At 69.0% G+C, this 23,360-nt stretch carries 16 protein-coding genes; 5 read left to right on the top strand and 11 right to left on the bottom strand.

The annotated features are described in order from the left end of the window. Positions 1-814 precede the first annotated feature (814 nt). From ACQY0Z_RS26640 to brxD, 4 genes are all read right to left on the bottom strand, one after another. Positions 815-1,669 (bottom strand): transposase, encoded by an 855-nt coding sequence (locus ACQY0Z_RS26640; RefSeq protein WP_254588823.1) that lies wholly within the window; start codon positions 1,667-1,669, stop codon positions 815-817. A 98-nt stretch (positions 1,670-1,767) separates the two neighbouring features. Continuing rightward, entirely contained in the window at positions 1,768-2,568 is an 801-nt protein-coding gene (locus tag ACQY0Z_RS26635) for a competence protein CoiA family protein (RefSeq protein WP_254585474.1), read from the bottom strand. A 62-nt stretch (positions 2,569-2,630) separates the two neighbouring features. Next, the gene (locus ACQY0Z_RS26630; RefSeq protein ID WP_254585475.1) at positions 2,631-4,841 is read right to left on the bottom strand and encodes a DEAD/DEAH box helicase; all 2,211 of its coding nucleotides are present in this window, start codon (positions 4,839-4,841) and stop codon (positions 2,631-2,633) included. Further along, positions 4,841-6,190 carry a BREX system ATP-binding protein BrxD gene (brxD, locus tag ACQY0Z_RS26625; protein WP_254585476.1) on the bottom strand — a complete coding sequence of 450 codons (1,350 nt, stop codon included), beginning with the start codon at positions 6,188-6,190 and terminating at the stop codon, positions 4,841-4,843. The genes ACQY0Z_RS26630 and brxD overlap by 1 nt, the downstream gene beginning before the upstream one ends. Positions 6,191-6,382: 192 nt before the next feature. Here brxD and ACQY0Z_RS26620 point away from each other — a divergent pair, with 192 nt between their 5' ends. The 3 genes from ACQY0Z_RS26620 to ACQY0Z_RS26610 all read left to right on the top strand — a co-directional run bounded on the left by ACQY0Z_RS26620 (position 6,383) and on the right by ACQY0Z_RS26610 (position 10,084). Beyond that, positions 6,383-7,117, top strand: a complete 735-nt coding sequence (locus tag ACQY0Z_RS26620) for a DUF4839 domain-containing protein (protein WP_254585477.1) — start codon at positions 6,383-6,385, stop codon at positions 7,115-7,117. A 100-nt stretch (positions 7,118-7,217) separates the two neighbouring features. Next, positions 7,218-9,035, top strand: a complete 1,818-nt coding sequence (locus tag ACQY0Z_RS26615; RefSeq protein WP_254585478.1) for a GmrSD restriction endonuclease domain-containing protein — start codon at positions 7,218-7,220, stop codon at positions 9,033-9,035. Continuing rightward, positions 9,032-10,084: a CBS domain-containing protein gene (locus ACQY0Z_RS26610; RefSeq protein WP_254585479.1), complete on the top strand. Its 1,053-nt coding sequence runs from the start codon at positions 9,032-9,034 to the stop codon at positions 10,082-10,084. Before ACQY0Z_RS26615 ends, ACQY0Z_RS26610 begins: the two co-directional genes overlap by 4 nt. Positions 10,085-10,150: 66 nt before the next feature. Here ACQY0Z_RS26610 and pglZ read toward each other — a convergent pair whose 3' ends face one another. The 4 genes from pglZ to ACQY0Z_RS26590 all read right to left on the bottom strand — a co-directional run bounded on the left by pglZ (position 10,151) and on the right by ACQY0Z_RS26590 (position 19,882). Then, positions 10,151-13,072, bottom strand: coding sequence for a BREX-2 system phosphatase PglZ (gene pglZ, locus ACQY0Z_RS26605; protein ID WP_439812934.1), 2,922 nt, complete (start codon positions 13,070-13,072; stop codon positions 10,151-10,153). Further along, positions 13,069-16,956, bottom strand: coding sequence for a BREX-2 system ATPase PglY (gene pglY / locus ACQY0Z_RS26600; protein WP_439812933.1), 3,888 nt, complete (start codon positions 16,954-16,956; stop codon positions 13,069-13,071). The genes pglZ and pglY overlap by 4 nt, the downstream gene beginning before the upstream one ends. A gap of 383 nt (positions 16,957-17,339) precedes the next feature. Further along, positions 17,340-19,475, bottom strand: coding sequence for a tetratricopeptide repeat protein (locus tag ACQY0Z_RS26595; RefSeq protein WP_439812932.1), 2,136 nt, complete (start codon positions 19,473-19,475; stop codon positions 17,340-17,342). Then, on the bottom strand, positions 19,472-19,882 hold the full coding sequence (locus ACQY0Z_RS26590) for a hypothetical protein (RefSeq protein ID WP_254585483.1): 411 nt from the start codon (positions 19,880-19,882) through the stop codon (positions 19,472-19,474). Before ACQY0Z_RS26590 ends, ACQY0Z_RS26595 begins: the two co-directional genes overlap by 4 nt. A 229-nt stretch (positions 19,883-20,111) precedes the next feature. On the opposite strand from ACQY0Z_RS26590, the gene ACQY0Z_RS26585 reads away from it, so the two are divergent. Both ACQY0Z_RS26585 and ACQY0Z_RS26580 read left to right on the top strand, forming a co-directional pair. Further along, positions 20,112-20,381, top strand: coding sequence for a hypothetical protein (locus ACQY0Z_RS26585; protein ID WP_175447223.1), 270 nt, complete (start codon positions 20,112-20,114; stop codon positions 20,379-20,381). Next, on the top strand, positions 20,374-21,012 hold the full coding sequence (locus ACQY0Z_RS26580; RefSeq protein WP_365168052.1) for a DUF6879 family protein: 639 nt from the start codon (positions 20,374-20,376) through the stop codon (positions 21,010-21,012). The genes ACQY0Z_RS26585 and ACQY0Z_RS26580 overlap by 8 nt, the downstream gene beginning before the upstream one ends. Before the next feature lie 71 nt (positions 21,013-21,083). Here ACQY0Z_RS26580 and ACQY0Z_RS26575 read toward each other — a convergent pair whose 3' ends face one another. The 3 genes from ACQY0Z_RS26575 to ACQY0Z_RS26565 form a co-directional block, all read right to left on the bottom strand. Beyond that, positions 21,084-21,959 (bottom strand): hypothetical protein, encoded by an 876-nt coding sequence (locus ACQY0Z_RS26575; RefSeq protein ID WP_439812931.1) that lies wholly within the window; start codon positions 21,957-21,959, stop codon positions 21,084-21,086. Positions 21,960-22,203: 244 nt separating this feature from the next. Then, positions 22,204-22,407, bottom strand: a complete 204-nt coding sequence (locus ACQY0Z_RS26570) for a DUF397 domain-containing protein (protein WP_439812930.1) — start codon at positions 22,405-22,407, stop codon at positions 22,204-22,206. Further along, the gene (locus ACQY0Z_RS26565) at positions 22,404-23,234 is read right to left on the bottom strand and encodes a helix-turn-helix domain-containing protein (protein WP_439812929.1); all 831 of its coding nucleotides are present in this window, start codon (positions 23,232-23,234) and stop codon (positions 22,404-22,406) included. Before ACQY0Z_RS26565 ends, ACQY0Z_RS26570 begins: the two co-directional genes overlap by 4 nt. Positions 23,235-23,360: the final 126 nt, after the last annotated feature.

Here is a 23,360-nt window from a genome sequence, read left to right as displayed (position 1 = left end):
CCATGAGGTCTGCGCAGCGTCGGGAGCTGGGACTGGACGGCCAAGGTGGTCCAATACCTGGGCGTACAGCGGGTGCACGCGGTTGCTGCGCGCTGCTACGAGCGCCGACAGAGGGGGCCGGCCGGAGCATGTACCACGGTCGACTTCGACCAGAATGGACACCTTGTCCTCCGGGTGAAGAGGGGCCAACGGCCTGCTCAACCGTTCCCCCAGCTCCACCCAGGTGAAGGGACGAGCCGACCGGCGGGCGGCCATGTCAAGAACCCAGCGCACAAGATCGGCCAAGGCACATATCTGCCGGAACGTGGGGCGCTCCGCCATGGTCTCGACGTGTGCACGCCATGCGGCCGTACGTTGCCTCAGGGAGGTACTCAGGGGGCGCCACATGGCTTCCTCGCAGAATGCGATCTCTCGCAGAACCTTCTGCAACTGATCCAGGTGAAGGTCGTCTCCGATCTGGTCGAGGCGATCGAGAAGCGACAACACGCGTTCGGTGGCTCTTCGGTCGTCCTCCGCACGCAACTGCTCCAGCGACGGCCCCGGTGCCCCCAGGATGCTGTGTGGCACCCGGACGAGTCCGGCGAGGGCCTCCCGCTGCGCATGGTGAGACTCCACAGGCTTGGGTCTTTCGAGCGTCCGTCGCTTTCGGACAAGAAGGTCGGCAGCCGGTGCGATGACAGGTGCCAAGCTGCTCTCCCCGGACGGCGACAGCCCGACGTCCTGCGCACGGTGTGAGACGGATGGGGGAACCTCAGCTAACGAGCTCGTGCACGGTAAGCGGTGAGACGTCGAGGATGGCGGTAGGGCTCGGTGTTCACGTCTGCCGTGCCGACATCAGGTCCGCGGTTTGCTGGTGTGAGAGCAGGCTGGCGATGGCCTGGACGGTGTCGCTCATGTGCTCGCGGCGGCCGAGGTGGCGGGCCAGGGCCCGCCAGTTCTTCAGAGGGGCGATGCCGTGCTCGACACGGATCCGCCTCGATGAGTGCGCCTTGCGCTGGCGCTCGTACATCTCCTCGTACCAGTCCGGGGCGTTCTTCTTGAACTTGCGGTGCGGCGGTGTGACCACCCGGCCGCCGGTCTGAGCGCCCAGGCCCTGATAGCCGGCGTCGGCGAGGATTTCCACCGCGGGCCCGTCGGCCAGGAGCTTGACCAGCCCTAACTGGCGGGCGTGGGTGATGTCCGCGCAGCTGCCGGGCCTGGTCGGGCTGCAGAAGAGCACGCGACCGACCCCGTCCGTGACGACCATGGTCTTGACCGCGTTCTGCTTGTTCTTGCCGGAGATGAACCTGTCCCGGTCCTTGCGCCCGGCGGCCGGCCGGCGGACCCGGATCTCGGTGCCGTCGATGATCCCGGTCTTCCCGCTGGCGCCGAGATGGGCGATGACCTCTGCCAAGGTCCGCAACCGCACTCCGGGACTGACGGTGCAGCCGCGCTCGGCCAGCAGGGGCCGCACCTCACCGACGGCGCGGGTGATGGTGGAGCGGTTCACCCCGAACCAGCAGGCCAGCACGTCGTGGGTGACCCCGTGTCGGAGGTGCACGAGGGCGGCCAGGAGCCGGTCGACGAAGACCAGCCGGTGCTTGGCCCCGGCACCGATCGCCCGCTTCCGCGGCCTGGACGCAAGCCTGGCCTGGTGCCGTTCATGCCACAACGGGCCGAGCTCAGACACGAGTTCAGCGATCACGTCGGCCGACAGGCCCGTGATCCTCCGGTCGCTGATGATCGCTGCACGAGACGCGTTCCCCACCACACGACCATGATCAACGATCAGGAGCTCGACGCCTCACCGCTTACCGTGCACGAGCTCGTTAGGCGTGAGGGAGACGGCCGGGGTTCCCGGTCAAGGCGGCTGAGCCCGGTCGGGGTGAGTTCCAGCGCAGGAGCGTGTATGCCATGTGCGGTCATGCGGCACCGGGAAAGAGGAATCCATTCCACTGGAGCATCCGCGAACTGCACTCCGACCTCTACGACGCGGGTGATCCCGGCGGGGCGGCACTGGATCCGGATGGCGTATCCTTGCCTGTCCACCTGCCAGTTGGCGAGCATGCTGTCGGGTCCGAACAGCCACTGCACGCCGGCCCACTGCCCGTGCAGCTCAGTGTCGCTCTGCTCCCACTCTGTCTTGGACCTTCTGGCCAGTTGGACGCGCATGAGATGGCGGCGAGGACTTCCCCCGCGGGTGTAGCTGATGTCGACCAGCTCGCGCAGGCTCTGTCCACGCTGCTTGTAGCGCACCTGGACGTTCTTGTACTTCTGCTTCTTCATCCAAGCCGCCAGCGCCCTGCCTATGTAAAGGTGGTCCGCGCTCGCCTCATTCGTGGAGACCCGTCGGCATTGACCCGATACAACGTGCGCGAAGTGGCATTTCTTGTCGCGGTACTTGCGGGCCGACAGTTTCTTGCCGCACCCGCCGAGCAGTGTCCCGCAGTAGAAGTCCCGGCTAGGGTACTCACGGATGAAGTGGTCGTATGAGGCCGCGTCCATGGGCAGGTACACCGGGCGGTCAGCACCGGGGGAACCGGCAACCGCTGTCTGGACCTTGCGGGTGTCCTCTTCTTCGATAGGCATGGGCGGGCTCCGGGCATGCTGTGATGAGCGGGATCGACGGTGCGTTCTCCAGCGAAAGCCCTTCAGGCGGGCTCGCTTGACGCTTGCAACCGCACGGGTTCGGACAGCACCTTGCGGGCGCTTTCGAAGTCGGCCAAGCGGGCCGCGACCGTGGCGACGGCAAGCCGCTCCGGGAGGGCTGCGGAGAACTTCAGACCGCGCACGGCACGGGGGTCCACGTCGGGTAGCACGAGATTCTCGCCGATGTTCTGCCGGGCCGTGCGCCAGTCGGCCGGAGTGAGGTCCTCACGAAGCCGCAGCCAACAGTCGGTGGGACGTTGCAAAGGGTCGGTCACCGGCTGGAGCGTGGCTGCGAGGGTGGCGTTCGCGCGATAGCCGGCCCAGGTCCACCACCGGACATCGCTGCCGACGCGCGTGACCAAGGTGCCGCCAGGGTGCACTGTGTCGGGTGCGTCGCTCTCTCGCTGCTCGGTCAGGCATGCCTCGGCCCGGCGGGTGAGGGAGACGGGCGGGTCGGCGCCCAGCAGCACCTCTCTCATGGCACGGGTGAGGGCGTACGAGAGCCCCACGATGCCGCCGTTCATCCACTTGGCGACGCCGCCGCCGTCGGCAGGTTCGACGAAGACGCGTTGACGCAGCCAGTCGATGTAGGTGACCTGCCAGCTGCGTCCGCCAAGCAGCAAACGGCGCGGCCCAGGGCGCTCCTCGGTGAGCACGCTCGGGTCGGTACGGCCGATCTCGGTGCGTCCGGACAGCACGGTGAACTGCGGCGGCGCGGTGAAGGACGCGGTGAGTTCGATGAAGTGCCGCTTTCCGAAGCGGCGTTCGGCCTCGGGGCCGACGAAAAGCATGCCGCCGTCGTTGTCGAGGAAGCCCTCCTCGGTGAGGTGTCGCAGGATCGGGGCGGCGGACCGGTCGAAGGGGGCGAGTCCGTTCCACTGCTGCTCCCAGAGCTGATCACCGAGCTTGTGCTGCTGCAGAGTGACGGCGAGAAGTTGCTGGGCCACGAGGTGACGCGGCTCAGGCGGTGGGACCACCGGTTCGACCCAGCCGCGCGACCAGAGGAGCAACAACCCGGCCGCCTGGAGCAGCGTGTCCTTGCGGGTGGTGAGGAACAGGCAGTTGCGCACCGAGCCCGCGCGCCGGCCGGTGCGTCCGATGCGTTGCAGGAAGGAGGCGACGGAGGCCGGGGAGTCGATCTGGATGACACGGTCCAGGTCACCGACGTCGATGCCGAGTTCGAGTGTGGAGGTGGAGACGATGACGCAGTCGCGCGCCTCGGCGAAAGCCTGCTCGGAGAGGGTGCGCTCATCCACGGAGAGGGAGGCGTGGGACAGGAAGACGGTCACCTCACGGGCGCGGAGCGCAGCGCCCAGTTCCTCGACCTGGCGGCGCGAGTCGCAGAAGACGAGGCGCTTCTCCCCCCGGTGCAAGGCGGCGATGAGCTTTGCGGCGTTGTCGAGGGAACCCACGTAGTCGAGTTCCACCTCGCCGGCGGGTCTGCGGGACGGTGCTTCGGCGGTCTGCTCTCCGTGTTCGGCCTCCGCACCGGTGGGGGGCAGGTGGACACCCGGCGCGACCACGCGTCCGGTGCGGTCGCCCGCCTTGGCTCCTTGCAACCAGTGCAACAGCTGGTCAGGGTTTCCCACGGTCGCGGACAGTCCGACGCGCTGGATGGGCCGACCTGTGACTCTCTCCAGTCGCTCCAGCACGGCGAGCAGGTGCCAGCCGCGGTCGTCACCCGCGAAGGCGTGCACCTCATCGACGACGACGGCACGGACGCCACCCAGCAGCCGCGCGTGGTCGGTCTTGACCCCAATCAGCATCGCCTCGAGCGACTCGGGCGTGGTCAACAGAATGTCCGGTGCCTCGGTCCGAATACGTTGCCGCTGCGACTCCTTGGTGTCCCCGTGCCAGAGTGCGGCGCTCCGTCCCAGCCACTGGGCGTACGTGTCGACGCGGACGACCAGGTTGTTGAGCAGTGCTTTGAGGGGACACAGGTACAGCACCGAGGTGCCGGTCCACCGGTGTTGGGCCATGGCCGACAGCAGCGGGAAGCAGGCGGCCTCGGTTTTGCCACCGGCCGTGGGTGCCAGCAGGACAGCGTCCTCGCCGTCCATGAGCGGGGGGATCGCCGCCCTCTGCAGGGGGCGCAGGTCGGGCCAGCCGAGGGTGTTGACGATGTGATGCAGGACGACAGGGTCCAGCCTGTCGAGTATGTCGGCCTCTCCCCTGGTCGGCTCCGCCTCGGACGGTCTGTCGGTGTCCCCCATCACAACTCCAGGTCGATGTCATCGGCGGACGCGGGCCCGCCGGTAAGCGTGGCGGCCAGGTTGCGTTCCACGTCGGTGAGCTCGTTGCTCGCGACCGTCAATTTGTAATGCTGTCGCGGGTTGAAGTCGTCGAACTGGTCCACCCGGTCGAGGACATCCCCGACGAGCTTCTTCAGAAACAGCCTGGGCGCCACCCCGACCTTCCCGCCCAGGGCTCCGCCGACGGCTCGCGCAAGGTCGGCGACGTAGGCGTCGTCGACGACCGTCCGAACGCGCTCCGGCGAGGTAGCGGCGTCCGCGTACAGGTCCCGGATGGTGACGCCGAGACCAACCAGAGACTCCTGGGTGAAGCCGGGCAGCCTGATCTGCACAGCGCGGGGGTTGTCGAAACGCGGCTCGGTGGTGAAGTCGGTGGCGAGCCGTTGGGCGAGCGGAGCCAGGCGCTGCACACCCTGCTGGCCGTCGTAGAAGGCCGGCGTCCCGGTGATGACGAGGTACAGGCCGGGGAAGCGGCCGGAGTGCACCTCGTCGATGAGCTGACGCAGTGCGTTGAGCGCCTTGTCCCGCGCGTCGGAACGGACCCGTTGGAGCGTCTCCACCTCGTCGAGGACGACGAAGAGGCCGGTGTGCCCGGAGTCGCGCAGCACGGTGAGCAGGCCCTGCAAGAAGCCCAGCGCCCCGAAATGGTCTAGGTCGCCGCGTACGCCTGCGGACCGGCGGGCCGAGGCGGCGACATGCGGCTGGCCGCCGAGCCATGCCAGCACAGCCGCGGCGGTCGCCTCGTCGCCGTCGGCGAGGGCGGCCCGGTAGCCGCGCAGAGCGGTGGCGAAGGAGGGGGCATGCCGGGACACCTCTGCGAGCCGCGCGATGAGCAGCTTCTCCACCTCGCCGGGCAGCTCCTCCTCGGTCGCGCCGGCAGCGAGAGCGTCCTCCTCCAGGGCGTAGAACCAGGCGTCGACCACTGGCCGCAGGGCGCTGGGCGGGAAGCTGGAGGTGGTGAGGCGCTCGGTGAGCCGCCGGTAGACCGTTTCCAGCTTGTGCAGCGGAGTCTCGTTCTCCGAGATCTGGATCTCGGTCACGGCGAAGTTGCGGCGCTTGGCCCGCTCCCCCAGCCAGCGGGTGAAGAAGGTCTTGCCGGATCCGTACTCACCGCGCACGGCTTTGAACACGGACCCGCCGGACGCGACGGCGTCCAGTTCCGCGTCAAGGGCCGCCTCGAACCGGTCGAGCCCGGTGGCAAGCAGGTCGAGCCCGCTCTCAGGTACGGCCCCGCGGCGCAGGGCATCGATGACGGTACGGCGGCGGGCCGCGCTGACCTGTGCGGGACGCTTGGATCCGGTGGTGCTCACGAGCAACAGTGTTCCATCTCCTCGCATCCCTGCCCGGACGAAGGGGCCATGCTGCCCGGTATGTGGACAAGTGCCCGTTGGTTCAGGTTCCGCACTCGCACCATATGGTGCATTGATGATGCCGGAGCTCCCACCTCAGTACCTTATGATCACGGGGCAGTTGGGGTGACAGCGCAATCGGGGGCGTGGCACATGGCCGACGAGATCAAGTATGAGTACAAGACCGTGCAGACCGTTCGCGGCACCGACGGCTTGGTGATCTCCAGGATGCAGAAGGACGGCTGGGAGTTCGTCGAGCAGTCCCAGGGCACGCTTCGCTCCACCCTCACCTTCCGTCGTCCGAAGAAGCCGATACCTTGGCCACTGGTCGGCGCGGGAGCCGCTGTCCTCGCGATCATCGCCATCGTCATCGGCACTGCCGCCGCACTCAGCGACGGGGGTGAGCAGAAGGACGAGGCGGCCAAGCCTTCGGCTGCCGTGAGCGAGGAGCCTTCCGCTACGCCGACCTCAACCCCGACCTCAGCCGAGCGCGTGGCCGTCGAAGTGATCACGCCGGAGAACAACTCGGAGTTCGCGGCACTGTTGAAGGCGGCTGACACCTGCGACGCCGCTAACGCGGACTTCGCGACCAAGTATGCGGGCCGGACGATCTCTTTCGACGGTTCGATCGTGAACATGGCACCCCACGGCGACTACGAGACCCGCTACGACTTCCTTCTGGGCCCCGGCGACAAGGGGCCGAACACGACGGTCGGCCCGGCCTTCCAGTACGAGGACGTCAACGTGGCCGAACTGAGCCTGACCGGCAAGGACGTGCCCGCTGCCATCGGTGTGGGCGACAAGTTCCGCTTCGTCGCCGAGGTGGGCGACTTCAACGCCGTCCAGTGCCTCCTCCACCTTGATCCGGTCTCGACGGAAACCCGATAGGAACGGGAGCCTCGCGTATCTGCCAACCGGCTTGACCGGCACCACAGAGCGCTGCTGGAATCACTCTCCGTACAGGAATCAGGGCGGGGAGTGGAGTCACATGGCAGCCCTCGACAACGTGAAACTGAAGGACGTCTTGGCGGAAGTCGCCTCGGGCTCCTTACAATTGCCTGACTTCCAGCGCAACTGGAAGTGGGACGACGACCGCATCCGGGCGATCATCGCGACGGTCACGCTGGACTACCCGCTCGGCGTCGTCATGACGCTGCAGACCGGCGGCGCCACTCGGTTCCGCTCCCGGACCCTCACCGGTGCCCAGCCGGAGGGGGACCCGGAGGCCGACCTCCTGCTGCTGGACGGGCAGCAGCGCCTTACCTCGCTCTTCCAGTCCTTGTGGCTGGACGCCCCGGTGGAGACAGCGGACGCCCGGGGCAAAGCCATCCAGCGCTGGTACTACGTCGACATCGCGAAGGCAGTGGGGCCCTCCGCCGATCGTGACGAGGCCATCGTGTCGGTCCCGGCCGACAAGGTGCTCCGAACAGACTTCAACCGGACAGTCGTGCTGGACCTGAGCAGCACCGAGGCCGAGTGCGCGGCCGGCCTCTTTCCCCTCCACCTCGTCTTCAACGCCCAGCGTGTCAATGAGTGGAAGAGGGCGTACATCAAGGCGGACGAGGACCGGAACTGGGACCTATGGGGCCAGTTCGACGAGGCGGTTCTCCAGCAGGTACGCGCCTTCCAGGTGCCCATGATCCGATTGGCCGCCTCCACCTCCATGGACGCGGTCTGTGCGGTGTTCGAGCGGGTCAACACGGGGGGCGTCCCCCTGAACGTCTTCGAGCTGCTCACCGCGACGTACGCCGGTGACCGCGACTACGTGGAGGAGACCGGAGACTACTACCAGCTCCCCGAAGTCTGGCGGGAGATCAAGCAGCAGCTGGCCGCCAAGTACCCGGTCTTCGGCCGCGTCGAGACTGGCCTGGAGAACGGCCTGAGCAGTATCGACTTCCTGCAGGCCATCGCGCTCGTCCGCACCTGGGAGCGCAAGCAGGAAGGACTCGGTACGACCGTGTCCTGCAAACGCCGCGACCTGCTGGACCTTCCCCTGGCCGACTTCGTACGCCTGGCGCCCAAGCTCGCCGACGCCTTCGCCTGGGTGGGTGACTTCCTGGAGCGTCAGTGCATCGTCCGGCCGGCCGATCTGCCGTACAAGACGCAGCTCGTCCCGCTCGCGGCTGTCCGCGCCATCCTGGACACGAGGATGGACGGCCTGGGAGCGGAGGAGAGGATCGAGCAGTGGTACTGGTGCGGGGTCCTCGGAGAGATGTACGGCGGGTCCACGGAGACACGCTTCACCAAGGACGTCGAGCAGCTCGTCCCCTGGATCGCACAGGACGACAGGGCGCCCGAGACCGTCACGGAGGCGTTTTTCTTCGCCGACCGGTTGGACACCCTCACCACTCGGAACAGCGCGGCCTACAAGGGCATCTACGCCCTGCTGATCAAACAGGGTGCGGTGGACTGGCACTACACGGGTGCGCCCCTCAGTCCCGGCCGCCTCAGCGAGTACGGCGTGGACATCCGGCAGATCTTCCCCAAGACGTGGTTCCGGCGAGGCAACAGCGGTGATCTGCCGACGAACTCGATCGTGAACAAGACCCCGTTGTCCTACCGCGCCGCGATGGACATGACGGGGGCACCGTCGTCGTACCTGGCGACGATGATCGCCGCGTCCGACATGCGCCCCGAGTGGTTCGACGACGTCCTGACCACCCACCTCATCGATCCGGACGCCTTGCGCGAGAACGACTACGAGCGTTTCTACCGCGACCGCTCCAAGCAACTGCAGGACCTCGTGCACTCCGCTATGGGCAAGAGGACGATGCTCCGTGACCTGCCGGAGGGCGACGCCCGATGACGACCAGGCCGCACGAGCGGGACGTGGCCTCGCTCAAGGGTAGAACGGTGTCCGTGCACGAGATCCTCGATCTTTTCCAGGTCAGGGTGCGTGATCACCGGACGGTGCACCACATCTCGCAGGCACTCAAAGATGCCGGGCTGACCACGCTGCCGGACTTCGCCGTCTGCGGTCTACGTAGCACGGTCGACGTCGTGCCGCTGGCGGCCGTTCCGTCACAGCGCACGCCCCCGGAACCGGAGGGTGGGGCCGACGAGGCGGACGAGGCCCTGCCCTCGAACGCCCTACCGCAGCGACTGCTGCTCGGCGACATCCCCTCCGCGCGGCGCGGCCTGATGTCCGTGGGTCCGGGCACGCCGCTGTCACAGGCGACCTTCCTGATGCGTACCAAGGGCTTCTCTCAGATCCCGGTGACCACCGGCATGGCACAGGTTCACGGGGTCGTCACGTGGGGATCGGTGGCCAAGATGTACGAGGCGGGCAAGGAGGCCACCCTCGACAACGCGATGGAGAAGGATTCGCTACCCGTCTTCGACTCCCGGCAGGAGTTCTTCGCCGTCCTCCCGAGCATCCGCGAACACGGTTACCTGCTTGTCCGCGGCGACGACGGCTGCTTCTCGGGCATCGTCACCGCCGCGGACGTGACGGACCGCTTCGAAGGGGCGGCGCGTCCCTTCTTCATCGTGGGCGAGATCGAGTCCCTGCTGCGCCGTTGCTTGGGCGCAGCACTGGACAAAGAGGCCATCAAGGCGGTTCAGACGAACAAAAAGCCGGAGCAGCGTACCGGCCAGGTGTCGGACCTGATGTTCGGCGACTACCTGCGGCTCCTGGACGGCGATCAGACGAAGCAGTCCTTCGCCGAGCGGGCCGACCGCAATTGGGAGGCGCTGAAGTGGCCCAACATGCCTCGGGAGCAGTTCGTCGGCCTGCTGAAGCGGGTGAAGGACATCCGCAACAGGATCGCGCACTTCGACGAGAAGCCGCTCCCGCAGGAGATGATCGACGATCTCACGACCTTCGCGAAGGTGCTGCGGGCCTTCGCGTCGTGAGGTAGGGGGCGGCTCGCCGCTCGGGGTGTCTCGGGATCGAATCCGGAGGCACCCCGAGCCGCGTGGTCAGCCGGCTCCGAGAGCGAACTGCTCTCGCAACAACGCTTCGTGGAGCCGCAGGGTGCGTCCGTCCGGCAGAGTCTCCAGGACCTGTACGCCGTCGTAGTTGAGGAGCTGCCGCAGGACGGCGGCGAAGCCGTCGCCCCGTGCGACGGGCATGCCGACGCGCTGGGCGAGTGCGGTTACTGGCAACGTGCCGCCCGCGTCCAGCAGGGCGGCAAGCGCCTTGTGTACCTGCTCCTGCGGCGGTTTGCGTGCCAGTCCGCCAAGCTGCGCCTGGTACGTCTCCGATTCGAGCAGTGCCGTCACCAGGGTCTCGGTGCGGGAGACGACGGTCGGGGTGAGGAGAGCGTCGTCTCCCCCGGTCGTCAGCGCGACGTCGAAGAGCGTGTCGTGCGTCCGAGCGACTTCCGCCTGCTGCTTCTTGGCCTTGCCCGTCGGCTTCTTGGGAGCGGGAGCCGTTGCGGTCACCGGTCGAGCAATGTGCCCGTCCGGCAGCGGTGCCTTACCGGCCTCCTCCGGCGCCCACCAGGCCGGCCGCTGGTCGCCCAGCTCCCGCCATCCCTTCGGAGGCTCCGCGCCGAACGGCAGGAAAGCGAGCACGGGGATGGTGACCTCGGCGAGCGATGCCCCACCGTGGTATCCGGCCTTGAGGGCGGTGTAACGGGAGTCGGCGTCCCACAGCGCGACGATCGACGCCCCAGGTTCGGGCCAGACCACGCGCGGCCCGGACAGGGCGATCTCCCGTTCCGCGAGTGGGCCGCCGCCGGGCAGGCGGTGGCGGGCGGACGAGGGGTCGGCAGCGGCGTCGACCTTGGTACCGTGCCGGTCCACGACGTGGCCGTGGTCGCTGGTGAGGACGACCGCCATCCCCTGGGTGGCACCCACGCGCAGCAGATCGCGCAGGCCGGGCACGTCGTCGATCCGCCAGGCGCCGTCGCCGAGCTTCTGCTCCTTGGCGAGCCGGTCGTCGATGGCGTTGAGAACGACGGCGACATGGGTCTTGCCGTCGGCCAGTGCCTCCGTGAGCGCCGGGCCGAAGGTGTCGCCCGCGGTCTCGGTGCGCAGGTCGTCCTTGTGGAACACGGCGGCCGGGGCCCCGCCCCACAGTTTCAGCGTGGGGAAGAGCCGCTTCTCGTCGGCCTGGGTGCCCTTTATGAGAGTGCCCGCGAAGAGGGAGGTACGGGACACGGCCGTCACGGTCGGCAAGGCGGCAGCCATCGCACGTCGGCGCGGGGCGTCGCCCTCGGGCAGGGGGTCGAACTCGGCCCACGAGCGACGTAGTTCCTCGCCCAGTTCGTTGGCGATGGCCGCGCTCATGCCGTCCAGCACGAGCAGCAGCACCCGCCGTTCCTCTCCGCGGCGCACGGCCGGGCCGACCACGCGGTCGAGGAAGGTCTCGACGGTGAGCATGGAGCCGGGCTGTGTGCCGGCCTCGGTCCATGCCGCCAGGGAGCGCGCGAAGGACGCGTCGATCTGCCGACGCTGTTCTCTGATGCGAGTGCCGAGGGTGTCGTAGGCGGCCTTGAGGACGGGGTCCGGGTCGCCACCGGCCTCGATGTGCTCCAGGGCGAGATCCGCCCACCCGGTATCCGAGACGTGCCGCTGTATGGCGTCGGCGACGGTGGGGGCGTCTGCGGGCGGGTCGGTGTCCAGCCAGCGGGCCAGTCGCTGGCCCATGCGGGCCCGTTCGATGCGGGCGGCCTCTTCCGGCTCGGCGGCGAGCCGGTGGTCCTCCAGGCGGCGGACGGCGTCCGCCACCGCGGCCGTGTCCCCCGACGCGAGGGCCTGGCCGACGGCGGTGAACCGTGCCTCGAGTCCACCGCGCAGGACGGGGCTCGCCGCCACGGCCTCCTCCGCGCCGAACTGACGGGCCAGCGCGGACGCCCGGTCGAGCACGATGCCGGTGGTGCGGCGTGCCTCGCGTGCCTGGTCGGCGTCGGTGCCGCCCGTGCGGTGCCCGGCCGCCAGCAGTGTGGTCACATACTCTTCGGCAGCCCGGCCAAAGACGGTCACCAGGGCGTCGAGCTGGTCGCCGGTCGCCGGAGGCTGATCGCCGAAGTAGCGTTCGGCGCGACCCCGGGCCCGGTAGGTCTCGGGAGTGGGCTCGGCGTGCTGCCACAGCGCCGCGCACACGAGGCCGAAGGCGGCGGCGTCCGCGCCACGCTCGGCATCGACGAGCGCGAGCAAGGCACGGCCGGCGAGGCCCGCCTGGTCCTCCTCACCGAGGAAGGCGGACAGGCCGGCGTGTTCGGGGCCGCGCAGGGCCAGGAGCCGTTCGGGCGCTCCGGGTCGGGTCGACCAGTGCAGCAGGGCCTGGGCGTCGAGCCGGTCGTCGCCGGGGCGACGCGTGCCGCCCTCGGTGTCATAGCGGCCGAGGCGCAGACGGCGCTGCGCGAGCGCGGTGAGGGCGTACTGGCGGGACAGCCAGCCACCGGGCACAGCCGACCAGCCGCCGGGCGGCGTGGCGTCGAGCAGTGCCTCGGCAGCCCAGTTGACGTCCTTGAGCCTGGGGTCTATCTGCCGGGCGCCGAACGCCTCGCGGACGACGTCCCAGCTGTCGACCGTGTCGATGCGCAGCTTGTGGACGCGGGCCAGGATCGCCGGGTCGAGTTCGTTCTGCTCCCGGTCGGTGAGGACGACCAGCACGGCGGGGCCGGGACGGCGGCCCGCCAGGTGATCGAGGACGAGTTCGTGAACGGCGAGCGGAGACGGCGCCACCGCCACGCCGACCGTACGGCCCTCGCCCCAGGCGGGCTCGGCAGGCCCGTCCCACTGCGGTGCGGACCGCAGCAGCACGACCCGGCGCCTGCCCTCGCCGTCCCCTGTCAGGGAGGCGGCGAGGGACGACTGCGAGGACAGATACTGGGTGACGGTGGCGGTGTTCAGCCGCACCGCGCCCGGGACGGCGGCGACGGTGTCCGTCATTCGATGACCTGCCAGGTGATCTCGATGGTCGCGTTCGGGTGGCGGGCGGCCAGGTCGGCCAACTCCGCCTGGAGGTCTTCGACGGCCCGGGACACGGTCGTGCTGCGACGCCCGGACTTCCGCGCCGTGCCGCCGGCGCTCGCCGGGGAGGGCGTCTCCTGCGACGGGGTGTACGGAATGCGCGGGTCGCTGGTCGGCGTGTTCAGGGAGAGGTCGTCGGCCGTGGGCTGCGGAGCGACAGGTGCGGGCGACGGGGCGGCCGCGGCTTGGGCGCGCTTGATCAGAGCAACAACCTCGCGCTGGGTGCGGGCCAGGGCATCGCGCAGGTCGGCGGTGCGCTGGTCGTCGCGGGCCACGTTGCGCAGCGAGTCGAGCAGCGCCTCGCCCTCGGGACCGAGTCCGGCTGCCAGCTCCACGGTGCTCCAGGGAGCGGAGGCGACGGCCTCCGCGACGGCACGGGCCTTCTTGATGGAGGTGCCGTACCGGTCGGCGCTGGTCTCGCCCAGGTCGAAGGAGGCGAGGGCCTCCACCGTCCTCTTCGCCCCGGCCGCGCCCTTGCCGGCCTCCGCCGTGAGGGCGTCCAGCAGTTCCAGGGAGCGGCGGGCGAGGGCAAGGCGTCCGGTATCGGCGGTCTGGTCGAGGCCGAGGAAGGAGGCGTGGGCCTCCAACTGGTGCACCAGATCGGCCGCGTGGTCCCGGTGGTCGCGGGCGGCCTCGATGATCTGGCGGGCGAACTGGTTGACCATCCGGCCGCGCCGCAACGCGGGCGGCTTCGCCCCGAAGATCGTCTCGAAGCGCTGCCGGGCGGTGTCCCAGTCGGACTCGGCGGGCAGCGGCTGGCTGCGCAGCGCGTCGTGGTCCTTGATCGCGGACAGTTCGGGCGCGGGGTCGAGGACGGTGCCGCCGCGCACCCAGACCCGGTCGTCCATCTCGGCGAAGGAGGCGACGACGAGCCGGGCGAGGAGGTCGGGCAGACCGCGCGGGTCGGGCTTGTCGGTCCAGTCGGTGAGCGTGATCAGGGACAGATCTCCGGTGACACCTTGGGAGCGGGCGAGCTGGCGGAAGTGGTCGGCCCAGTAGCGGGACAGCTCGAAGTACGCCTCCTTCTGCTGTCCCAGGCGCAGGGGTTCGGCGATGCGCCGCATGTATCCGCGGTCGCCCGCCGGAACCTCCACCCGCCCGTCGCGCGCCTCGGCGGCGGCCCTGAGGTGAGGGAACACCTTCTTGATGTCGGCGGGCTTGACGGCAGTGCCGGTGGCGTCGGGGTCGAGGTCGGGGTGGGCGGGGTACTGGTGGGCGAGCAGCTTGCCCGCGACGTGCCGGATGCCGTCGTGCAGGCTCTGCCCGAAGGACAGGGTGAGTCCGTCGACGTCGGGCAGTGCGACGAGGTGGTCGTCGAAGTCGGGGACGACATCGGCGGCCTGCTTCTGGGCGAGTCCGTACGCCTGCTTGAAGGCGCCCTTGACCTGCTTGAGCAGCGCCTCGCGCTGGGTTTCGAGGAGGCCCTTGGCGCGGCTGCGGTTGTCGGCGTTGAGGTGGCCGGCGTACTGGGTGTCGAAGCGGTGCTCGTCGGCGAGGGCCTTGTCGATGACGACGAGGCGACGGAAGTCCTGGAAGCGCTGCGCGGACAGGTGCGCGGGCAGCCAGGCGACGGTGCGGGACCGCTCGCCCTGCTGACGCTCGCGCAGCCGCTGGATGCGGTTGACGTCTTCGACCGGGCCCCACTCGCCCTCGTCGAAAGGCAGGTCTATGGCGATGCGCCAGCGGCCGTCTTCCTGCGGCATGAGGTCATGGTCGGGCAACTCGTCCTCGTCGGCGAGGTTCCCGAAGACGATCTCGGCTGTGCGTGCGGTGCCGCGCCAGGTGAAGTTGAGCAGGTCGCTCAGCTGACCATGCTCGACGCCCAGTTCCTCGGACAGCAGGCGGCGGGCGAGGGCGACGCGGTTGCCGGGGTTGTCGTTGACCTGGGCATTGGCGATGACGGAGTCCACGTCGACGCCGGAGAGTTCGAGGCGGACGCCGGGGTTGGCGTCGGTGCCGGTTTCCTTGATCTCGGGGAACCTCGCCGCCCACTCGGCGACCTTGTTCTTGATGATGCCGACCTCGGCACCCGGGATGGGCGCGAGAACCGACCCGTGGTTGAGCGCGCCGAGCCGCCGGATGGTCAGCTCGGACAGCGCGGGCACGCTGGGCGCGAGTGCGGACAGCAGCAGCGTGCACACGAGCCGGTTGTCCCCGAGGAACATCCGGCAGCCATTGAGCTTCTTCTGGTCGCTGAGGGACTCGGGCCGGTTGCGGTACTGCTCGACGTCGTCCTCGGTGATGTCGTACGAGCTGAGCAGGTAAGGCCGCAGTTTGGTCTTGTAGAGCTTGTCGGCGGCCTCGAAGACGACCTTCAGGCTGTCGGTGAACGGCTTGTCGCCGCCCCCCGCGATCACCGGGTACAGGTCACCGACGGGGACGAGCTGGCCGAGCCGGATCTCGTCGCGGTGGTCGGCGAGAAGCTGGCCCATCAGCTTCAGACCGGTGCGGGAGCGCTGCAGCGCGGACGAGATGTGGACGAGGGTGTCCATGAACGCCGGCGAGAACGGGTACGTCAGCCGGAACGACTCCGCGTCCGCGCCGGTGGTGCCCTTCTCCGAGCCGAGCAGGGTGTCCCAGACCTGCGGACCGACCCGCTTGGTCTGCTCGAAGGCGGCATCGACCAGCTTGGCCGCCTCGTCGTCCTTGGGCTTGAGGAGGCGGGCGTGGGCGATCTGCGGGAGGTTGCGGTCCTCCAGGGTGATCTTGTCGAACCGGCCGGAGGCCAGGTTCAGGGTGTCCTGAATTGACGACTCGGCCGCGCCGGACACCTCCTCGCCGACCAGCTCGCGCAGGTCCCGCTGGCGGGCGATGAACGACACGACGGGGATGGCCCGGCGGGCGTCGCCGCCCTCCACGAAGTTCGTGATCTTGCTGGCCTCGCGCGCCACGAACTTCTGGTCGTGGATGAGGGTGGCCAGCCACAGGATCAGCTCGTCCATGAACAGGATCAGGCCGTCGTAGCCGAGCGACTTGGCGTGCTCGGCGATGACGGAGAGGCCCGCGTCCAGGGAGATGAAGCCGTGCTCGTCCTCAGCGGCGTTCTTGGTGAAGCCGGGGAGGAGGTTGGTGCCGGCGTCGTTGACGAGCTTGGCGCGCAGCTCGGCCGGGGTGGAGGGGTTGGTGAGGTTGAGGTGGACGCCCGCCTCGTGGTTCTCCTCGGCGGCGAGCGCGGTGTCCAGGAGCTGCGGGGTCCAGGCGAAGCCCTCGCCCCACTCGTCCTCCTCACCGTCGTCCGCGTCAGTGGTGCCCAGGCCGCGGATGACGGCTTCGTCGCCCATGTTGGCGCGCATGGCGCGGATGTCGGCGAAGAGGGAGTCGGTGCGGTACACCTGCGGGGTCGGGGCGTCCGGGTGCAGCTTCTTGACGTGGTGCACGTACCCGCCGAGCACCCGCTGCTCCAGGGCCTTCGCACCAAGCATGTGGTACGGCACGAGCAGGAACTTCTTGCCGTCCGTGCTCAGCCACTCGTGCCTGGTCAGCACCGGGTCGAACTCGGTGCGGGCACGGGCGGCCGGGTTGCCGCTGAGCAGCGCGTACAGCACCGCCATGAAGTGCGACTTACCGGAACCGAACGAGCCGTGCAGGTAGGCAGCCTTGGAGCGGTGCCCATCGAGCGAGGACTTGATGAGGGCCAGCGCCTCGTCGAAGTTCTCCAGCAGCCGCTCGGTGACGACGTAGTCCTTGAGCGCGTGCTGGGCGCCCTCGGGTGTCGTCGCCTCGGCGAGGGACAGCACGAAGTCCGAGGTGGAGATGGACTCCTTGATGTCGATGACATCGCGGAGGAGGGGCGGCTGGGCCATTGCGGGTTCTCGCTCTCCCTGACGGTGGTCGCTGCTGCTGCTCGTACTCGGTGCCGTGCTGGGGTCCGCCGCCGAAGCCCCGGGCCGTTCCGAGGGGCGGGGCCAGGCGCTCAGAAGTACGGACGGCCGGTGCAGCGGACCGGCCGTCCTGGCCGGCGGCACGGACAGATCCGGTCGTGCGGTGAGCGGACGGACACCACGCTCACGACGTCGGGCGGGTCAGGTCGGGTGGGTTCGCGGCGTCTGCACTCTTCGTCCCCCTCGCACTGAACGTCACCCGTACGGCCTGCGCACAGCACCCTACATCGGTCCCCCTCTCCGTCCCGTGCCGATTGCCCGATCTCACCGCCCGTGCGGACCGCTCCGGTCCCGGCCGTGGCGCGCTACGGCCGCCATCGCCCCGAACGGTAGGCGTCCAGCAGGTTCCGGCTCGCGACCGTGAAGGGGTGCTCGGGTCCCAGGCCGCGGTCCCGCCGCTCGACGACGTCGGTCATCAGAGCGATCCCCTCCTCCCTGTGTCCGAGCGCGGCCCGGGTCCGGGAGAGGAGCTGTCGGGCGGCGAGCACGATCGGGTACTCGGGCCCGAACCGCCGCTCATACGCCTGGGCGACCTGCTGGATCTCCCGGTCGGCCTCGTCGAAGCGGCCCAGGAGGTACAGCGCCCACGCGTGGTTGTGCCGGGCGCCGAGCGTCACGGTGTGGTCGGGGCCCAGGACGCGTTCGCACTCCGACGGCAGCGAGAGCAGCGCGCCGTCCTCCTCGGTGACCACCTCGGCGGCGGGCAGCATCTCCAGCAGGCCGGCGCGGGCCCGCAGGGTCAGCGGATGCGCGGCGCCCAGCGCGGAGCGCCGCCCGGCGACGGTGTCGCGGAGCAGCGCGACGGCCTCCTCCCGCCTGCCGAGGTTCGCCAGCACGAGCTGGAGACCGTAGCCGCTGTCCGCGGTGTCGGGGTCGTCGGCGCCGAACAGGCGCACCTGGGTGTCCCGGACCGTGCGGAGCACCGCTTCGGCCTCGGCGTACCGGCCCAGCCGGAACAGTGCCCGCCCTGCCCTGGACCGGGCGGCGAGGACCGCACGGTGATCCGCGCCGAGGTGTCGCTGCGCGAGATCGGCGGCGTTCCGGGCGGTCTCCCAGGCGGAGACGTAGTCACCGGTCCGGTGCAGGGCGGTTGCCAGCCGCGTCGTGACGGCCAGGGCGTCGGCGGCGGACGACTCGCCGGCGTGCCCGAGCAGGGCCAGCGCGTGAGGAACGAGCAGCCGCAGCCGGGGGTCGTGCGGACCGGCATCGGGTACTGCGGGCACGGCCCCGTCGAGCAGCCGGACGGCTGTCGTGTCGAGGGCCGGCACGAGGTCTGCGGGGGTCGCCGCCGAGACGCTGTCGAGCAGGATGCCGTGACTCTGTGCACAGCGTGTGCCTGCGGCCTCGACGAGTTCGGACAGTGACTGGTCGAGGAGCGCTCTGAGGGCTGTCTCGGTCCGGGCACGAGGCAGTACGGCGCCGATGCCGGCGTGGTTGAGCAGAGCCAGCGGCAGCGGCTCCGCGGCGAACCGGGCGAGCAGTCTGAGCAAGGCCGCCGCTTCGGGCAGTCCGCGCGCTTCGAACGCGTCGAGGGTGAGCTGCCAGGTCAGGCCGACCAGATGGCGGGGGTCCGCTTCGGACAGGGCGTCGGCCCCTCGGTCTATGAGCTGGACCCGTTCGTCCGAGTCGAGCTGGTCCCCGTAGGCGTCCATCGTCCAGGGGTCGATGACCTGCCGGGAGAGGAAGCCGCCCGCCAGGGTGAGGGCGAGGGGCAGCCGCCCGAGCCGGTCCGCGACCCGCGCCGCCTGCTCGGTCGTGCCGCTGTGCGGTGCGAGATCGCGCAGCACGAGCGCCGCGTCCTCCCGGGGCAGGACACCGATGTACTGCAGCTCGGCGCCCGGCCACCACCGGGCCGCCGCGCGCCGCGTGGTCACCAGGACGGTGCCGCGGGGGCTGGTGCGCAGCCAGTCGCCGTCCCGCAGGATCTCCGGCTCGTCGGTGTTGTCCAGGACCAGCAGCCAGGGTTGGGCGGAGCGGTCGAGATACCTCCAGACGAGGTCGGCAGCGGGTCTAAGACCGTTGCGTGCGGCAAGCAGTTCACCGTCTTCCGCCCCTCGGTCGGCGGCGACGGCGAGCATGCCGGCGCGCAGGCTCGCGCGGTCGGAGGCGTTGACCCACAGGCCCACCCGGCCCGCTTCCGCGGTGACCTCCTGGAACAGGGCGCAGGCGACCGCCGTCTTGCCCGAGCCGCCCATCCCGTACAGCACGTAGACCTGGCCGCCGGGCTCCGTCCGCACGGTCGTCCGCAGGCGTTCCATCACCTCGCTGCGGTCGCGGAGCGCGACGGGGAGCCGGCCGACCGCCGGGCGTCGCACGGAGTCCGGCCCGCCGTTGTCCGGCCCGGCGTCGCCGTAGTGGTGGTGCTCGCTGATGTGCTGGTCGCCGTGCGACTGGTAGACGCGTCCGTGGTCCTCGGCGTGACCGTCCGTCCCGCCCGTCATCGCTCTGTGATGTGCTGATCACGTCCCGCTTGGTAGACCCGGGCCTGACCGGATGCGGTGGCGTGCTGGGTGATCCGCCGGGCGGCTGAGCCGTCGGGGTCGAGCTGGTCCAGCAGTGCGCGCAGTTCCTGTACGGCGGCGGGCCGGGCGACGAGCAGCCGCCGTACCGTCCCCTGCCACTGAAGCCGTAGTTCGTCCAGGGTCTCCTGGTCGCCTGTGGCCGCGGCGGCGAGCGCGTCCTCGCGGCCGGCCTCCAACTCGGCGGCGACGGTGTCGGCGCGCTCTGGTTGCGTCCGGCGCCAGAGCTGCGTGATCCCGTCACGCACGTGGTGCCAGGCATCGGTCGCCATCAACGCGACCAAGGTGGTTCCCGCGCTCTGCGCGAGCAAGGCCACTTCAGCGTCCACAGACACCCCTCCACTCACCCTATTTTTTGACAGCATCAGATGGAAAATGTCACCTGTCAGATTTTTGCGCGATCTTCAGTGCGATCAATATCATTCCACCTCTGCGCGGCAGGGAACAAGGAGGAATCAATCCTCGCCAATACCCCTGAGGACCGGCTCTGACGCGTGGTCAGACAGGCTTCTTGCGCGGTACGGTGAGCCCTCCCGACCGATCGAGGGGGCGAGGGAAATGGCCAGGCCATGGGAAGCGGATCCCGACACGAGTTTCAAGCGGCGCCTGGGAAAAACGCCCCAGGAGCTGGGAAACACCACCGGAACTCCTGACTGCCCGGACATCTGGGAACTCGCCAACGGCGACATCGCCGTCATCGGCCGGGACCTCACCCAGTCGCTCGGCAGCAACCTTCCCGACGGGGTCTCGATCGGATCGGACGAGCGCCTCGTGGTCATTCCCCGGAACATGCTCATCGCGGCGAAGCCGGACATCCCCAGTGTTTGACTCGTTTCCCCACGGCGCCTCCGAACGCCTGGACCGACCCACGTACCACGCCGACCTCGGCCGGATCTACTCCAGCGGGATCGGCTTCCTCAACAAGCTCGAGCGCGGCCAGCACTTCCAGGAGCGCGGCTTCCCGAGCTGGGAGGCCTTCGCCGACGGTGACTGGGAGAGGGCCCTGTCGCTGGCCGACGAGAGGCGAGAGGACTACGCCCGGGAAATCCGGCGAGCGTCGGAACTGGGCGTCACGCACCGCCGCCTCCGGGTGGTGGAGTTCCCGGTGACGCCGTATGTGCAGTGGGAGTTGCACGTGCTGCGCGTGCGAGTGGACGTGGGCGACGCGATCAAGGTAATCGACGCTCGTGATATTTCCAGCATCGAGCAGAGTCACCTGGCTCCAGAAGTGGTGATTCTTGGCGACGTGGTCATGTACGAGGTCGTGTACGACGAGGACGGAAGCGCGGCGGGAGCCAATCGCTATACGGACAGCTCACTGATCCGGGAAACGAATGCCGGGTTCGATGCGCTGTATGAGCGTGGTGAGGGGTTCTACGATTTCTTCGACCGGGAGATCGTCCCCCTGGCCCCGCCGCGGGGGACCGGAGCTGCAATGGGTCGTGGCGGGGAGCGGTGATCAGCGGGACGGGGTGATGGGCAAGCCCGCAGGCCGACGGTTCCCCGCCCCGGCGATGGACACGCGCGGCGTCAGTCCCTGGGTTGCTCCAGCTTGACGGCAGCGGTGTCCGCGTCGTGCAGTTCGGCGTCCGCCGGGGCGAACGTCTCGTGTTCTTCCACGACTTCGCCGTCCACGACGTCCCCCTCCGGTGCTTGGCGCGACGGGTCCGCCAGGGGCAGGCCAGCAAGGTGCTTCTTGAGCCTCTTGGCCATCGGAAGGTACGTCGCGAGAGTGAGCCCGCCGGACACGACGGCCCCGACGACGGGGATGGCCTTGGAGACGCCCTTGGCGAAGGACTGCTTGGTCATCTGGACGCCGAGGTAAGCCGCGGACTTCTTCACGATCGGGTAGATGACACCCTTGGTGAGCGCCTTCTGCGGCAGCTTCTTCGCGACCTGCTTCGACAGCATGCCGGCGACCTGGCCCACGGCGGCGTTCGCCGACTGGGTGCCGAACATCACGCCGAAGAACAGCGTGAGCACACCCATCGTCGCGTCATCGACGCCCTCCCCCTCATCGTCAAACAGATCGGGCCAGCTATAGAGGTAGGCGAGCTTCTGCGCGATGCGCAGCATGTGGCCGACGTACTGGGCCAGGTCGGCGGGCACCGTGGCGGGCAGGGCGAAGATGCCGGGCATCCCGGCTGCGGCCGAGAGAGCGCTGACCTTGGCGGTTTCGTAGCGGATGGAGTCGTTGGCGACCTTGTCGAGGAGTTCGACAGTGATGCCCGCGGCAGCGGGAGTCTCCTCTATCGCTCGTCGGATCTCTTCCTCGGAGCAGTGTCGAGCGAGCGCACTGCGGAGGTACGCCTCCCTGTTGATCCGCACACCGGGGAGCTTCGCCGCCGCCATCAACACCGCGAAGAAACGCGACTCGGGGTTCTCGACCTCTTTACCCTGCTTCATGGCAGGAACCTACAGTGCCTCCGAGTTGCGAGGGTCAACATGGATCAGCTTCGTTGAGACCTCGTTACGAGAGTGGCGGTGGTGTGAGAGCCGGCTTCCTTCACGATGCCGATCACTATCCGGGAAGGCGATCGCGGGCGAGCAAGGCGCTGGGTCTGGTGAAGGCGTGCCGTAGGGGTGGGATACGCAGGGCTCTCGGCGAGCACACGCCCGCCAGAGGGCCCTGCGATCGGTGCCACCTCGGTCAACGTGCCGCGAACTCCACGAAGGCGGCCCATGCCGTGGGTTCTATGGCGAGTGCGGCGCGGGTTGTGTCCTTCGAGTCACGGACGTGGACGGTGGCGGGACGGACGGCGACCTCGATGCATTCGCCGCCCGACCCCGTGCTGTAACTGCTCTTGAACCAGGCCGAATCCGGTACAGGCTTTATGAGCTGTTGGGCTTTCATCTCTCTCCAAGCAACTTCTCGACGACTGCCAGCGACTCGCGCGGAGTGAGCGCCTGGGCCCGGAGGATGCCGTACTGCTCCTCGATCTCCCGTACCAGCCTCCGCTCCGTGTAGAGACGACTGTCCTTGTACGCCTCCACGTAGGCGATCCTCTGTCCTTCATGCGTCTCGATCAAGGTGAAGGGACCTTCCAGCCCAGCATGCTCGTCCCGCTCGATCGGCATCACCTGGATTTCTACGTTGCGCCGGTGTCCGTACAGCAGGATCTGCTCCAACTGGCCCTGCATCACAGCCCATCCGCCGAGCGGTCGTCGCAGAACAAACTCCTCGATGACAAAGCTGATGGTGGGCATCGAGGCCTGGGAGAACAGCTCCTGGCGTGCCAGGCGAGCCGCGACCCGCTGGTTGATGGTCTCCTCGTCCAGCAACGGACGCCACATGGAGAACACCGCTCGCGCGTAATCTTCCGTCTGCAACAGCCCTGGTACTGCCTTCGTCGCGTACACGTGCAGGGCTGCCGCCTTAGCCTCCAGCCTGGCCGCGTCCCGAAAGAAGGCCGGGTACTGAGCCCGAGCCACCTCCTGCTTGCTCGCGCTCAACACCCCGCCAGCCTGCAGGACTTCATCCGCCTGGCCGATGAACTTCGGCGGCGGGATGCGTCTCCCCTGCTCGAACGACGCGATCGTCGAGGCCGAGTACCCAGTCAGCGACCCGAGCCTCGCGCGGTCCAGGCCCGCCCGCTCCCGAAACAGCTTCAACTGCCGCCCGAACACGCACAGCATGCCCGCCCCGACCTCGTACTCCGGCTGCTGAACCTCGTCGTCCACCCCGCAGCTCCTCTCGTACAACCGCCCAGTCAGCCAACTTCGGGACCCGGGGTCGGTCACGCCCAACACCACGTACAAGCGCACCGACGGCGTGTACAGCCCGTACCCGTCAGCGCATCACTCCTG

Source organism: Streptomyces sp. P9-2 (genome assembly GCF_051903975.1).
Classification (GTDB): Bacteria; Actinomycetota; Actinomycetes; order Streptomycetales; family Streptomycetaceae; genus Streptomyces; species Streptomyces cellulosae.
This window is presented reverse-complemented; position numbering and strand designations above follow the sequence as displayed.

Bases quoted from the DNA above. Each gene is read 5' to 3' on its own strand.
- ACQY0Z_RS26615 (WP_254585478.1), top strand. From the start codon at position 7,218: ATGGCAGCCCTCGACAACGTGAAACTGAAGGACGTCTTGGCGGAAGTC.
- ACQY0Z_RS26575 (WP_439812931.1), bottom strand. From the start codon at position 21,959: ATGAAGCAGGGTAAAGAGGTCGAGAACCCCGAGTCGCGTTTCTTCGCG.
- ACQY0Z_RS26630 (WP_254585475.1), bottom strand. From the start codon at position 4,841: ATGGGGGACACCGACAGACCGTCCGAGGCGGAGCCGACCAGGGGAGAG.
- ACQY0Z_RS26620 (WP_254585477.1), top strand. From the start codon at position 6,383: ATGGCCGACGAGATCAAGTATGAGTACAAGACCGTGCAGACCGTTCGC.
- pglZ (WP_439812934.1), bottom strand. From the start codon at position 13,072: ATGACGGACACCGTCGCCGCCGTCCCGGGCGCGGTGCGGCTGAACACC.
- ACQY0Z_RS26595 (WP_439812932.1), bottom strand. From the start codon at position 19,475: ATGACGGGCGGGACGGACGGTCACGCCGAGGACCACGGACGCGTCTAC.
- ACQY0Z_RS26570 (WP_439812930.1), bottom strand. From the start codon at position 22,407: ATGAAAGCCCAACAGCTCATAAAGCCTGTACCGGATTCGGCCTGGTTC.
- pglY (WP_439812933.1), bottom strand. From the start codon at position 16,956: ATGGCCCAGCCGCCCCTCCTCCGCGATGTCATCGACATCAAGGAGTCC.
- ACQY0Z_RS26635 (WP_254585474.1), bottom strand. From the start codon at position 2,568: ATGCCTATCGAAGAAGAGGACACCCGCAAGGTCCAGACAGCGGTTGCC.
- ACQY0Z_RS26585 (WP_175447223.1), top strand. From the start codon at position 20,112: ATGGCCAGGCCATGGGAAGCGGATCCCGACACGAGTTTCAAGCGGCGC.
- ACQY0Z_RS26610 (WP_254585479.1), top strand. From the start codon at position 9,032: ATGACGACCAGGCCGCACGAGCGGGACGTGGCCTCGCTCAAGGGTAGA.